Raw genomic sequence first — 12534 nt, forward strand, 5'->3', positions numbered from 1 at the left:
GCGCTCCACTACGATGCGTAGGATTTGCGCCGTGAAGCGACCCGCCCAGTTCCCGGTCTCCACCACCCTGCTGCGCCGTCTCGCGCTCGCCTCGATCATCGCGAACGCGGGCATCGTCGTCACCGGCGGGGCCGTCCGGCTCACGGGCTCCGGCCTCGGCTGCCCCACCTGGCCCAGGTGCACCGAGGAGTCGTACGTGACGACACCGGAGATGGGCATCTACGGAGTGATCGAGTTCGGCAACCGCCTGCTCACCTTCGCCGTCGGCTTCATCGCGCTGGCGGTGCTGCTGGCCGTGCTGCTGCACCTCCCCCGGCGCCGGGACCTGGTCCCGCTCGCGGTCGCCGTGCTCCTCGGCATCCCCGCACAGGCGGTCATCGGCGGGATCACCGTGCTCACCGACCTCAACCCGTGGGTGGTCGGCCTGCACTTCCTCGCCTCGATGCTGGTGATCGCGGCCGCGTACGCGCTGTGGCGGCGGATCAAGGACCCGGCGGGCCCGGCGGTGGCCGTCGTGCCCGCCCCGCTGCGGACCCTCGCCGCGCTCACCACCGTGGTCAGCGCGGCGGTGCTGGTGATCGGCACCTGGGTGACCGGCAGCGGCCCGCACGCGGGCGACCACGGCGCCGCCCGCAACGGCCTCGACCCCGAGACCATCTCCCAGGTGCACGCCGACAGCGTCTTCCTGCTGATCGGCCTGTCCGTGGCGCTGGTCTTCGCCTTCCGCGCGGTCGGCGCGCAGCGGGCCGCGCGGGCCGCGCTGGTGCTCGTCGCCGTCGAGCTGGGTCAGGGCCTCATCGGGTTCGTGCAGTACTTCACCAACCTCCCGGCGCTGCTGGTGGGCGCGCACATGCTGGGTTCCTGCCTGGTGCTGCTGGCCACCCTGTCGGTGCAGTGGTCCACCCGCGAGCGCCACCCGGTCGGGCCGGCCCCGGCCCCGGACGACGCCGACCGGGCCGTCCCCGTCGCCGCCTGACCGCGCCCGGCCCGTCCGGCTGCGCACCTGAGCGCTCCCCCACCCGCCCCGACGCTCAGCCGGCGGCGGGGCCCAGGTGGGTCAGGATCGCGTCTGCCAGGCGGTCGGCGGCGCCGTCGGCGTGGCCGAGGAACAGCGACGGCTCGGTGAGTTCCAGCTCCACCAGGACCGGCGCGCCGTCCGGGCCCGGGATCAGGTCCACCCGGGCGTAGAGCAGCCGTCCCGGCCCGCCGGGCACCGCCGCGAGGGCCCGCTCCGCCACCGCCAACTCCTCCGGGGTGGCGGTGCGGGCGGTGATCTCCTCGGGCCGGTACAGCGCGTCGGCGCCGAGGTCCGGGCCGGTCAGCATCGGGCCCTTGCGGATGGCGTGGCTGAACGTCGGGCCGTCCGGCCCGGCCAGGAAGAGCAGCGCCGTCTCGCCGGCCGTGTCGACCGCGTCGAGGTACGGCTGCACCATGGTCAGCCGCCCGGCGTCCGACAGCCGCCGCACGTGCGCCACGGCCAGTTCCCGGTGGTGCGGATCGGCCAGGTCGTAGCGGCCGGTGTCCTGGCTGCCCGCGCTGACGGCCGGCTTGACGACGTACTCGCCGCGGGCGGCGGGCGGTCGCCAGTCCTCCCCCGGCGCGACCCAGGACGTCGGCACGGTGCGCACCCCGGCCGCGGACAACTCGGCCAGGTACCGCTTGTCGGTGTTCCAGCGCACCACGTCGGCCGGGTTGGCCAGGGCGGGCACCCGCGACGCCCAGGCGACGAACTCGTCGCGGCGCAGCGCGTAGTCCCACGGCGAGCGGAGCACCGCCAGGTCGTACGCGGTCCAGTCGGCGGCCGGGTCGGCCCAGTCCACCGCCTCAGCGATCACGCCGCGGCGCGCCAGCGGGTCGAGCAGCAGCCGGTCGTCGGGGTCGAGGTCGGGCAGGTCGGCACAGGTGACGAGAGCGACCCGGGGTTTCCCCCGGGTCGACTGGTGGTGATCGGTCAAGTTATGTCAACGGGCCATCGTGCGCCGGGCCATCGACCGCCAGAGGTCGTTGCTCGGACGCATCTGGTCCATCAGTTCACGCTCCCAGGCGTTCTCGACGGTGACTCCCGCCTTCGCGCAGGCCTGCCGCGCCACGACGGTGTCGTCGGCGAACTGGTCGCCCCACACCCCGTCCTCGCCCACGAGGACGATGCGCGCGCCACGCTTGCCGACGTACTCGATGACCGCCTTCGCGCCGCCGTGACCGGCGGCGAACGACTTGATGCCCGCGACCAGGCCCTGCGGGGTCTGCCCGGGGGTCTGCTCGGCCGTCAGCGTCGTATCGGAACCATCTGCCATGTCGGGAAGCGTAAGCAGACTTGCACCCGGGCGGGCGAGAACCATGAACCTTTTGTGATGCCAATTACCCGCGGGTTTAAGGAGAACCACAGACGATATGACCGGTCTTGTCCGGACTTATCCCATCAAAAGGTGGGCCCGAACCGGGCCGGCCCGGGGCATCCGAGTGGTTCTGGAACCTTACCGACGGCCTCACCGATGTGACAAGAAACCCGGACAAGCCATGCACGATGATGATTTGCCGGTACGGCCTCCGGGCCCCCGGGACCGGGCGGGACGGACCAGGCCGGGACCCGGCTCGGCGCGAGCGCCCGCCGGAGTGACGGGCGCGGCCCGGTCAGATCAGCGCGTCGAGCGCGACGGCGGCGAAGAGGATGGTCAGGTAGGTCGTCGACCAGTGGAAGAGCCGCATCGGCTTGACGGCCTGCCCCCGGGCCACCCGGCGGGCGAGCTTGTGCGCCTCCACCACGAAGATGGCGCCGACCACCACGGCGGGCACGCCGTAGATGAGGCTCATCCCCAGCGGCCACACGGCCAGCGAGGACGCCACGGTCAGCCAGGCGAAGCCGATGATCTCGGCGTTGACCCGCCGCGTGGAGGCCACCACCGGCAGCATCGGGATGCCGGCCCGGGCGTAGTCGTCCTTGTACTTCATCGCCAGCGGGTAGAAGTGCGGCATCTGCCAGAAGAAGACCACCGCGAAGAGCGCCCACGCGGCCGGGGAGAGCGTCCCGGTGACCGCCGCCCAGCCGATCAGCACCGGCGCCGCCCCGCAGGCCCCGCCCCAGAACGTGTTGGCCGTCGTGGTGCGCTTGAGCCAGAGGGTGTAGACGACGTCGTAGTAGAGGATCGCGGCCAGCGTGAGCCCGGCGGCCAGCAGGTTGGTGAACGCCGCCATCATCGCGACCGACACCGCCGCCAGCACCAGCCCGAAGATCAACGCGTTGCGCGGCGTCACGGTGTGCGTCGGCAGCGGGCGGCGCTTGGTGCGCCGCATCAGCTGGTCGATGTCCCGGTCGATGTAGCAGTTGATGACGCTGGCCGCGCCCGCGGCGAGCGAGCCGCCGACCAGCACCACGGCCACCAGCCAGAGCGACGGCATCCCGCCGTCCGCGAGCATCATCGCCGGCACCGTGGTGACGAGGAGCAGCTCCACGATCCGCGGCTTGGTCAGCGTCACGTAGGCCGCGACCACCGCGCGGACGTCCCGGCGGGCCACCGCCGACGCCTCCGCCGCAGTCCGCACCGGCGGCTGCCCGGCAGAGTTGCTGACGGGGCGCTCGGTGATCATGCTCACGGATTGCCACCTTCCGGCGTCGGCAGGGGAGGTCGGATCGGCCGGGCCCGACTGGGGCCACACGCCGGACCACAGACTACGCGTCGTCGTTTTGGCTGCCCGGGCGACCCGACAACGGTGCGGGCCGTCACACCGTTGGGGCACCACCGCGCACCGGCGCGGACCAGTACAGACCGGCATGCAGAGATCCCTGGGCGGACGTTTAGGACCGCTCGATAGGGTCATCACTGAGGGTTCCGCCCATCTGCCGAGGAGCACAACCATCGTGGCTGCCAACCGACCTGAGCACCCCGCACTCAACTGGTCCGACCTCGACCGCCGGGCCGTCGACACCGTCCGCGTGCTGGCCATGGACGCCGTGGAGAAATCCGGCAACGGCCACCCGGGCACCGCGATGAGCCTCGCGCCCGCGGCCTACCTGCTCTTCAACCGGGTCATGCGGCACAACCCGGCCGACCCGAACTGGCCCGGCCGGGACCGCTTCGTGCTCTCCGCGGGCCATTCCAGCCTCACCCTCTACATCCAGCTCTTCCTCTCCGGCTACCCGCTGGCCCTGGAGGACCTCAAGTCGCTGCGGCAGTGGGGCTCGCTGACCCCGGGCCACCCCGAGCACGGGCACACCCCCGGCGTGGAGACCACCACCGGGCCGCTCGGGCAGGGCCTCGGCAACGCGGTCGGCATGGCGATGGCGGCCCGCCGCGAGCGCGGCCTGTTCGACCCGGAGGCGGAGCCGGGCCGGTCGGTCTTCGACCACGACATCTGGTGCATCGTGTCGGACGGCGACATCGAGGAGGGCATCAGCCACGAGGCCAGCGCGCTCGCCGGGCACCAGCAGCTCGGCAACCTCACGGTGATCTACGACGACAACGAGATCTCGATCGAGGACGACACCCGCATCGCCAAGAGCGAGGACGTCGCGGCCCGCTACGAGGCGTACGGCTGGCACGTGCAGACCGTCGACTGGCGCGCCGGCGACGCCGACCAGGGCGACTACCACGAGGACGTGGAGGCCCTGCACCGGGCGCTGCTGGCGGCGAAGGCCGAGACCGACCGCCCCTCCTTCATCGCGCTGCGCACCATCATCGGCTGGCCCGCGCCGAACAAGAAGAACACCGGCAAGATCCACGGTTCGGCGCTGGGCGCCGACGAGGTGGCCGCCACCAAGAAGCTGCTCGGCTTCGACCCGGCCCGCTCCTTCGAGGTCGACGAGGAGGTGCTCGGGCACGCCCGCACGGTGATGGAGCGCGGCGCGCAGGCCCAGCAGGAGTGGACCACGGCGTTCGACGGCTGGGCGAAGGCCAACGCGGAGCGCCGCGCCCTCTACGACCGGATGGCCGGGCGGGTCCTGCCGACCGGCTGGACCGAGGCGCTGCCGGAGTTCCCGGCCGACGCCAAGGGCGTCGCCACCCGGGCGGCCTCCGGCAAGGTCCTGGAGGCGCTCGCCGGAGTGCTGCCGGAACTGTGGGGTGGCTCGGCCGACCTGGCGGAGAGCAACAACACCACCATGAAGGGCGAGCCGTCCTTCGTCCCCGCCGTCCACGCCACCAAGGACTTCCCCGGCCACGAGTACGGTCGCACGCTGCACTTCGGCATCCGCGAGCACGCCATGGGCGCCATCCTCAACGGCATCGCGCTGCACGGCGGCACCCGCCCGTACGGCGGCACCTTCCTGGTCTTCAGCGACTACATGCGCCCGGCGGTACGGCTCGCCGCGCTGATGAAGCTGCCGGTGGTCTACGTCTGGACGCACGACTCGATCGGCCTCGGCGAGGACGGCCCGACGCACCAGCCGGTGGAGCACCTGACCGCGCTGCGCGCCATCCCCGGCCTGGACGTGGTCCGGCCGGCCGACGCCAACGAGACCGTGTGGGCCTGGCGGCAGGCCCTGGAGCACACCGACCGGCCGACCGCGCTGGCGCTGAGCCGGCAGCCGCTGCCGACGCTGGACCGGTCGACCCTGACCGGCGCCGAGGGCGTGGCCAAGGGCGGCTACGTGCTGGCCGAGGCGTCCAACGGCAAGCCGCAGGTCATCCTCGTCGGCACCGGCTCCGAGGTGCAGCTCTGCCTGACCGCCCGCGAGCGGCTGGAGGCCGACGGCACCCCCACCCGGGTCGTCTCGATGCCCTGCCAGGAGTGGTTCTTCGAGCAGGACGAGGCGTACCGGGAGTCGGTGCTGCCGCGCGGGGTAAAGGCACGGGTGAGCGTGGAGGCGGGCATCGGCATGTCGTGGCGTGGCATCGTCGGCGACTGCGGCGAGAGCGTCAGCCTGGAGCACTACGGCGCGAGTGCCCCGCACTCCGTGCTCTTCGAGCAGTTCGGATTCACTCCCGACCGGATCGTGGCCGCCGCGCACGCGGCACTGACCCGGATGGGCGACATCACCGGTTTCACCACCGGCAACTGAGGGGAGCGTGGACGGCATGACGGACAGGCTGAGTGAACTCACCGCCGCAGGCGTGGCGGTCTGGCTCGACGACCTTTCCCGGGTACGGCTGTCCTCCGGCGGGCTGGACCAGCTCCGCCGGGAGAAGCACGTGGCCGGGGTGACCACCAACCCGACGATCTTCGCCAAGGCGCTGAGCGACGCCGACGAGTACGACTGGCAGCTGCGCGACCTCGCCTCCCGTGGGGTGGAGGTCGAGGAGGCCGTACGCATGCTCACCACGTACGACGTGCGGTGGGCGTGCGACGTGATGCGCCCGTCGTACGAGGGCAGCGGCGGGGTCGACGGCCGGGTCTCCATCGAGGTGGACCCGCGACTGGCCCACGAGACCGACAGGACCGTCGCCGAGGCCAAGGCGCTGTGGTGGCTGGTCGACCGGCCGAACCTCTTCATCAAGATCCCGGCCACCGAGGCCGGCCTGCCGGCGATCACCGCCACCCTGGCGGAGGGGATCAGCGTCAACGTCACGCTGATCTTCGGGCTGGACCGCTACTCGCAGGTGATGGAGGCGTTCCTGGCCGGCCTGGAGCAGGCGAAGGCGAACGGGCACGACCTGTCGAAAATCGGGTCGGTCGCGTCGTTCTTCGTCTCCCGCGTCGACAGCGAGGTCGACAAGCGGCTGGAGAAGCTCGGCTCCGACGAGGCCAAGGCGCTGCGCGGCAAGGCCGCCGTCGCCAACGCCAAGCTCGCGTACGAGCGCTACGGCGAGGTGTTCTCCTCGGACCGGTGGCAGGCCCTCGCCGACGCCGGCGCCCACCCGCAGCGGCCGCTGTGGGCCTCCACCTCGACCAAGAACCCGGACTACCGGGACGTCATCTACGTCGAGGAGCTGATCGCCCCCGGCACGGTCAACACCATGCCGGAGCCGGTCGTGCACGCGTACGCCGACCACGGCGAGACCCGCGGCGACACCATCACCGGCTCGTACGACGAGGCCCGCAAGGTCTTCGCGGACCTGGAGTCGGCCGGGATCGACCTGGCCGACGTCATCGAGACCCTGGAGCGCGAGGGCGTGGAGAAGTTCGAGGCGAGCTGGCAGGAACTGCTCGACGGCGTCCGCAAGTCGCTGGCGGCCGCGGGCCGGGGCGCCGGCAACCCGAGCGACGCCGCGAAGGACAACGCGCAGGCCGCGCAGCAGGCGGGAGGAAACGCATGAGTGATCTGCTCAACGGGGCGGTCGAGGCCGCCGCCGGGCTCTCCGTGCACGGGGCCGACGCCGTCGACAAGTCGGCCCCCGCCTCCACCCGGGACGCGCTGGTGAACGCCGGCACGCCGGGCAAGCTGGCCGCGAAGGACCCGACCCTGTGGGGTCCGGACGCCGAGGCGGAGGCGAAGATCCGCCTCGGCTGGGTGGACACCCACCTGCGCAGCCGGGAACTGCTGCCCCAGCTCGCCGAGCTGAAGGCGGAGCTGGCCGACCTGGACCACGTGGTGCTCGCCGGGATGGGCGGCTCGTCGCTGGCCCCCGAGGTCATCGCCCGCACCCTCGGCAAGCAGCTGACGGTGCTCGACACCACCGACCCGGGGCAGGTCCGGGCGGCGCTGGCTGACCGGCTGGAGCGCACCGTGGTCGTGGTGGCCAGCAAGTCCGGCTCGACGGTCGAGACCGACAGCCACCGCCGGGCGTACTGGCAGGCGTTCCTCGACGCGGGGATGACCGAGGCGGAGGCCGGCCGGCACTTCGTCGTCGTCACCGATCCGGGCTCGCCGCTGGAGGCCACCGCCGCCGAGATGGGTGCCTTCACCGTACTCGCCGACCCGAACGTCGGCGGCCGGTATTCGGCACTGACCGCGTTCGGGCTGGTCCCGTCGGCGCTGGCCGGGGTCGAGGTGGCCGAGCTGCTCGACGAGGCCGACGCGCTGGCGCGGTCGCTGGGCGGGGACCGCGACAACCCGGGCCTGGCGCTCGGCGCGGCGCTCGGCGCGGCGGCCACCATGGGCCGGGACAAGGTCGCCCTGATCTCCGACGGCACCGGCATCGAGGGCCTCGGCGACTGGGCCGAGCAGCTGATCGCCGAGTCCACCGGCAAGGCCGGGGTCGGCATCCTGCCGGTCGTCGTGGAGTCGCCGCAGAGTCCCGGCGCCGCCGGCGACGACGTGCTCACCGTGACCTACGGCGGCGCGCTGCCCGCCGGCGCCGTTCCCGGCGGCGGCGCCGACGCCGACGTGGCCGTCAACGGCCCGCTCGGCGCGCATTTCCTCGCCTGGGAGTACGCCACCGCGATCGCCGGCGTGGTGCTCGGCATCGACCCGTTCAACCAGCCCAACGTCACCGAGTCCAAGGAGAACACGAACCGGATCCTCGACTCCGGTCCGCCGGCGGAGACGCCGTCGTTCACCGAGGGCGCGATCGAGGTGTACGCGCCGCAGGGCGCCCCCGGCGACCTGGCCGGCGTGCTCCGCCAGCTCGTCGACGCGACGGGCGACGACGGCTACCTCGCGGTGATGGCGTACCTCGACCGGTTCGCCGACGCCGACGCGGCCCGGCTGCGGCCGCTGCTGGCCGGTGCCGCCGGCCGGCCGGTCACCTTCGGGTGGGGGCCGCGGTTCCTGCACTCCACCGGCCAGTACCACAAGGGCGGTCCGCAGGTCGGCAGCTACCTCCAGCTCACCGGCGCGGTCGTCGACGACCTGCCGGTGCCGGGCAGGCCCTACACCTTCGGGCAGTTGCAGGCGGCGCAGGCCGCCGGCGACCGGCAGGCCCTGGCCGAGCGGAAGCGCCCGGTGGTCCGGCTGCACCTGACCGACCGGTCGGCGGGCGTGGCCCAGCTGCTCGATGCCGTCGGGGCGTTGCGGGCGTGACGATGAGGACCGTGGATGACGCGGAGCGAGGAGGCGGCGTGAACCCGCTGCGCGACCCGCAGGACCGCCGGCTGCCGAGGATCCCGGAGCCGTGCGCTCTGGTGATCTTCGGCGTCACCGGCGACCTGGCCCGCAAGAAGCTCCTGCCGGCCGTGTACGACCTGGCGAACCGGGGGCTGCTGCCCCCGGGCTTCGCCGTGCTCGGCTTCGCCCGCCGGGACTGGGGCGACGGGGACTTCGAGTCGCTCGCCCACGAGGCCGCCAAGAAGCACGCCCGCACCCCCTGGCGGGAGGAGGTGTGGGCGCGGCTGGTGGGCAACATCAAGTTCGTCGGCGGCTCGTTCGACGACGACGCCGCGTTCGACCACCTCTCCGAGATGCTGGACGAGCTGCGCCAGACGCACGGGATCCCGGGCAACGCCGCCTTCTACTTCTCCATCCCCCCGCCGGCGTTCCCCGTGGTCCTCAAGCAGTTGGCCCGCACCGGGATGGCCGACAACGCCAAGTCCGGCGGCTGGCGCCGGGTGGTGGTGGAGAAGCCGTTCGGGCACGACCTGCCCTCGGCGAAGGCGCTCAACGACCTGGTCGACGACGTCTTCACCCGCGAGGACGTCTTCCGCATCGACCACTACCTGGGCAAGGAGACCGTTCAGAACATCCTCGCCCTGCGGTTCGCCAACAACCTGTTCGAGCCGCTGTGGAACTCCAAGTACGTCGACTCCGTGCAGATCACCATGGCCGAGGACGTCGGCATCGGCACCCGCGCCGGCTTCTACGACTCGGCCGGCGCGGCCCGCGACGTGTTCCAGAACCACCTGCTCCAACTGCTGGCGCTGGTGGCGATGGAGGAGCCGACGAGCTTCGACGCCGACGAGATCCGCACGGAGAAGCTCAAGGTGCTGCGGGCGATCACCCTGCCCAAGGACGTCGCCGAGGGCACCGTGCGCGGCCAGTACCTGCCCGGCTGGGTGGGGGGCGAGCGTGCCGTCGGGTACCTGGAGGAGGAGGGCGTCCCGGAGGACTCGACCACGGAGACCTACGTGGCCGTCCGGCTCGGCATCCAGAACCGCCGCTGGGCGGAGGTGCCGTTCTACATCCGGGCCGGCAAGCGGCTGCCGCGCCGCGTCACCGAGGTCGCCATCATTTTCAAGAGGGCGCCGCACCTGCCGTTCAACGAAGCCGACATGGAGTCGCTCGGCAACAACCAGCTCGTGATCCGGGTGCAGCCGGACGAGGGCGTCGTGCTCAAGTTCGGCTCCAAGGTGCCCGGCACCACGATGGAGGTCCGCGACATCGCCATGGACTTCCAGTACGGCGAGGCGTTCACCGAGGCCAGCCCCGAGGCGTACGAGCGGCTCGTGCTGGACGTGCTGATCGGCGACCGTACCCTCTTCCCGGACGCCGCCGAGGTCGAGCAGAGCTGGCAGGTGGTGGACCCGCTGGAGCACGCGTGGGCGGGCACGAAGCCGGAGCCGTACCGGGCCGGCGAGTGGGGTCCCCGCGCCGCCGACGAGATGCTGGCCCGCGAGGGCCGGGCGTGGCGGCGGGCGTGAGCGCGAGGAGTGAGCCGGTTCTGCGAGCCCCGCAGTCGCGAACGAAGGCAGGTGCCGTGAGCGCGAGGAGTGAGCCGGTCCTGCGAGCCCCGCAGTCGCGAACGAAGGCAGGTGCCGTGACCGGGCGCAGCGAGCAGACCAGGAGGCTCCATTGATCGGCCTGTGGGACACCACCGGGAACGAGGTGGTCAAGGCGCTGGCCGCCGAGCGGCGCAGCGCGGGCGGGGTGGCCAGCGGCATGGCGCTCACCCTGATCGTGGTGGTGGACGAGAAGCGGGTCCGCGAGGCGGAGGCGGCGGCGACCATAGCGGCCGCCGCCCACCCCTGCCGGCTGCTGGTGGTGGTCCGCACCGACGTGGAGCGCGAGCGCAACCGGTTGGACGCGGAGATCGTCGTCGGCGGCCGGCTCGGCCCGTGCGAGGCGGTGGTCACCCGGATGTACGGGCGGCTCGCCCTGCACGCGGAGTCGGTGGTGATGCCGCTGCTGGTGCCGGACGTGCCGGTGGTGACGTGGTGGCACGGCGAGCCGCCGGCCGAGATCGCCACGGACTTCCTCGGCGTGGTGGCCGACCGGCGGATCACCGACTGCGCGCAGGCCGCGGACCCGATCGAGGCGATGCGCCAGCGGGCCCGGGACTACGCGCCCGGCGACACCGACCTGGCGTGGACCCGGATCACCCCGTGGCGCACTCTCGTGGCGGGGGCGTTCGACACCACCCAGGCCAGGGTGACCGAGGCGACCGTGGTGGCCCCGCCCACCGACCCGACCGCCGCGCTGATGCAGGGCTGGCTGGCCGCGCGACTCGGCATCGAGCCGGTGTGGGAGCACACCGACGCGTCGCCGCGGATGCGGCAGGTGCAGCTGCGCTGCGCCAACGGCGACACGCTGACGCTGAGCCGGGACGACAGCGTGGCGACGTTCCGGCGTACCGGCCAGGAGGACCGGCAGCTGCCGCTCGTCCGCCGGCCCCTCGGCGACGAACTGGCCGAGGAGCTGCGCCGGCTCGACGCCGACCAGGTGTACGCGGAGGCGCTGGGCACGGCGGCCGGGCTGACCGGCCTCGACCAGCGCCCGCCGCAGCGGGTGCACGTCTGGAAGGACCCGGCCACGGCCCAGCGGGCCGAGGCGGGGGTCACCGCGCACGTGGGAACGAGCGCCGAGCACTGAGCGCCCGGCTGCCCGGGGCACCACGGAGGACCGGCCGCGCGGCGGCCGGAGAAACGAAGGCACACAGATGAGTGAGGCGAGTGTCGCCGTCCACGCCGACGCAGACCTGCTGGCCCAGGCGGTGGCCGCCCGGTTGGTGGTCAAGCTGCTGGACGCGCAGGCCGAGCGGGGCCAGGCGTCGGTGGTGCTGACGGGCGGGCGGATAGCCGCGGCGGTGCACCGGGCGGTGGCGGCGCTGCCGGCCCGCGACGCCGTGGACTGGTCCCGGGTGGACGTCTGGTGGGGCGACGAGCGGTTCCTGCCCGCCGGCGACCCCGAGCGCAACGAGACCCAGGCCCGCGCCACGCTGCTGGACGCGGTGCCGCTGGACCCGGCCCGGGTCCACCCGATGCCGGCCTCCGACGGTCCGGCCGGGCCCGACCCGGAGGAGGCGGCGGCCCGCTACGCCGAGGAACTGGCCCGCGCGGCGCGGCCGGGGCACGCCGCGCTCCCCCACTTCGACGTGCTGATGCTGGGCGTCGGCGAGGACGGGCACGTCGCCTCGGTCTTCCCCGAGCATCCGGTGCACCATGACAGCCGGCCGGTCAGCGCGGTGCGGGGCAGCCCGAAGCCCCCGCCGGTGCGGACCACGCTGACCCTTCCGGCGATCAACACGGCCGAGGAGGTCTGGCTGGTGGCGGGCGGGGGCGACAAGGCACGGGCGGTCGGCATGGCCCTGGCCGGGGCGGGGCCGGTGCAACTGCCGGCGGCCGGCGTACAGGGCACGGGCCGGACCCTCTGGCTGCTGGACCGGGCGGCGGCGGCCGACGTCCCGGCCCGCTTTCGCAGCCTGCGCTGAGGTGTAGGGAAGGGCCCCCTGTCAACAGGGGGCCCTTCCCTGCACCGGAGTGCGGTCGCCGCCTAGGGCCTGTGTCGAAGTCGGTTACAGCCACTCGTTGATCGCGGCGATGTGCACGGTGGCTTCGTAGCGGACGGCG

General features: G+C 73.0%; 10 protein-coding genes. 7 read left to right on the forward strand and 3 right to left on the reverse strand.

The window, feature by feature from the left end; all coding sequences use genetic code 11:
- Nucleotides 1–13 precede the first annotated feature (13 nt).
- Nucleotides 14–976 (forward strand): COX15/CtaA family protein, encoded by a 963-nt coding sequence (locus ACPXCB_RS30805; RefSeq protein ID WP_425879557.1) that lies wholly within the window; start codon nt 14–16, stop codon nt 974–976.
- A gap of 55 nt (nt 977–1031) precedes the next feature.
- Here the strand turns inward: ACPXCB_RS30805 and ACPXCB_RS30810 are convergent, their stop codons facing one another.
- The 3 genes from ACPXCB_RS30810 to ACPXCB_RS30820 form a co-directional block, all read right to left on the reverse strand.
- Nucleotides 1032–1955: an ATP-grasp domain-containing protein gene (locus tag ACPXCB_RS30810; protein WP_425879559.1), complete on the reverse strand. Its 924-nt coding sequence runs from the start codon at nt 1953–1955 to the stop codon at nt 1032–1034.
- Nucleotides 1956–1961: 6 nt separating this feature from the next.
- Nucleotides 1962–2294, reverse strand: a complete 333-nt coding sequence (locus tag ACPXCB_RS30815; protein WP_311414617.1) for a hypothetical protein — start codon at nt 2292–2294, stop codon at nt 1962–1964.
- Nucleotides 2295–2631: 337 nt separating this feature from the next.
- Nucleotides 2632–3591, reverse strand: coding sequence for a heme o synthase (locus ACPXCB_RS30820; protein WP_425879561.1), 960 nt, complete (start codon nt 3589–3591; stop codon nt 2632–2634).
- A gap of 265 nt (nt 3592–3856) precedes the next feature.
- Between ACPXCB_RS30820 and tkt the strand changes: the two genes are divergently transcribed.
- The 6 genes from tkt (at nt 3857) to pgl (ending at nt 12395) form a co-directional block, all read left to right on the forward strand.
- The gene (tkt, locus tag ACPXCB_RS30825; protein WP_425879563.1) at nt 3857–5995 is read left to right on the forward strand and encodes a transketolase; all 2139 of its coding nucleotides are present in this window, start codon (nt 3857–3859) and stop codon (nt 5993–5995) included.
- 16 nt (nt 5996–6011) lie between these two features.
- Complete coding sequence (gene tal, locus ACPXCB_RS30830; RefSeq protein ID WP_425879564.1) at nt 6012–7190, forward strand: transaldolase; 1179 nt, start codon at nt 6012–6014, stop codon at nt 7188–7190.
- Nucleotides 7187–8836: a glucose-6-phosphate isomerase gene (locus ACPXCB_RS30835; protein ID WP_425879565.1), complete on the forward strand. Its 1650-nt coding sequence runs from the start codon at nt 7187–7189 to the stop codon at nt 8834–8836. The genes tal and ACPXCB_RS30835 overlap by 4 nt, the downstream gene beginning before the upstream one ends.
- A gap of 2 nt (nt 8837–8838) precedes the next feature.
- Nucleotides 8839–10389: a glucose-6-phosphate dehydrogenase gene (gene zwf, locus ACPXCB_RS30840; protein WP_425879566.1), complete on the forward strand. Its 1551-nt coding sequence runs from the start codon at nt 8839–8841 to the stop codon at nt 10387–10389.
- A gap of 151 nt (nt 10390–10540) precedes the next feature.
- A complete protein-coding gene (locus ACPXCB_RS30845; RefSeq protein WP_425879568.1) occupies nt 10541–11557 on the forward strand; it encodes a glucose-6-phosphate dehydrogenase assembly protein OpcA in 1017 nt (338 codons plus the stop codon).
- A gap of 67 nt (nt 11558–11624) precedes the next feature.
- Nucleotides 11625–12395, forward strand: coding sequence for a 6-phosphogluconolactonase (gene pgl, locus ACPXCB_RS30850; RefSeq protein ID WP_425879569.1), 771 nt, complete (start codon nt 11625–11627; stop codon nt 12393–12395).
- Nucleotides 12396–12534: the final 139 nt, after the last annotated feature.

This window comes from Micromonospora sp. DT62, from assembly GCF_049847285.1.
Taxonomy (GTDB): Bacteria; Actinomycetota; Actinomycetes; order Mycobacteriales; family Micromonosporaceae; genus Micromonospora; species Micromonospora reichwaldensis.

Coding starts and splice junctions, on each gene's coding strand:
- ACPXCB_RS30805 (WP_425879557.1), top strand. CDS start 14: ATGCGTAGGATTTGCGCCGTGAAGCGACCCGCCCAGTTCCCGGTCTCC.
- ACPXCB_RS30815 (WP_311414617.1), bottom strand. CDS start 2,294: ATGGCAGATGGTTCCGATACGACGCTGACGGCCGAGCAGACCCCCGGG.
- tal (WP_425879564.1), top strand. CDS start 6,012: ATGACGGACAGGCTGAGTGAACTCACCGCCGCAGGCGTGGCGGTCTGG.
- ACPXCB_RS30835 (WP_425879565.1), top strand. CDS start 7,187: ATGAGTGATCTGCTCAACGGGGCGGTCGAGGCCGCCGCCGGGCTCTCC.
- zwf (WP_425879566.1), top strand. CDS start 8,839: ATGAGGACCGTGGATGACGCGGAGCGAGGAGGCGGCGTGAACCCGCTG.
- pgl (WP_425879569.1), top strand. CDS start 11,625: ATGAGTGAGGCGAGTGTCGCCGTCCACGCCGACGCAGACCTGCTGGCC.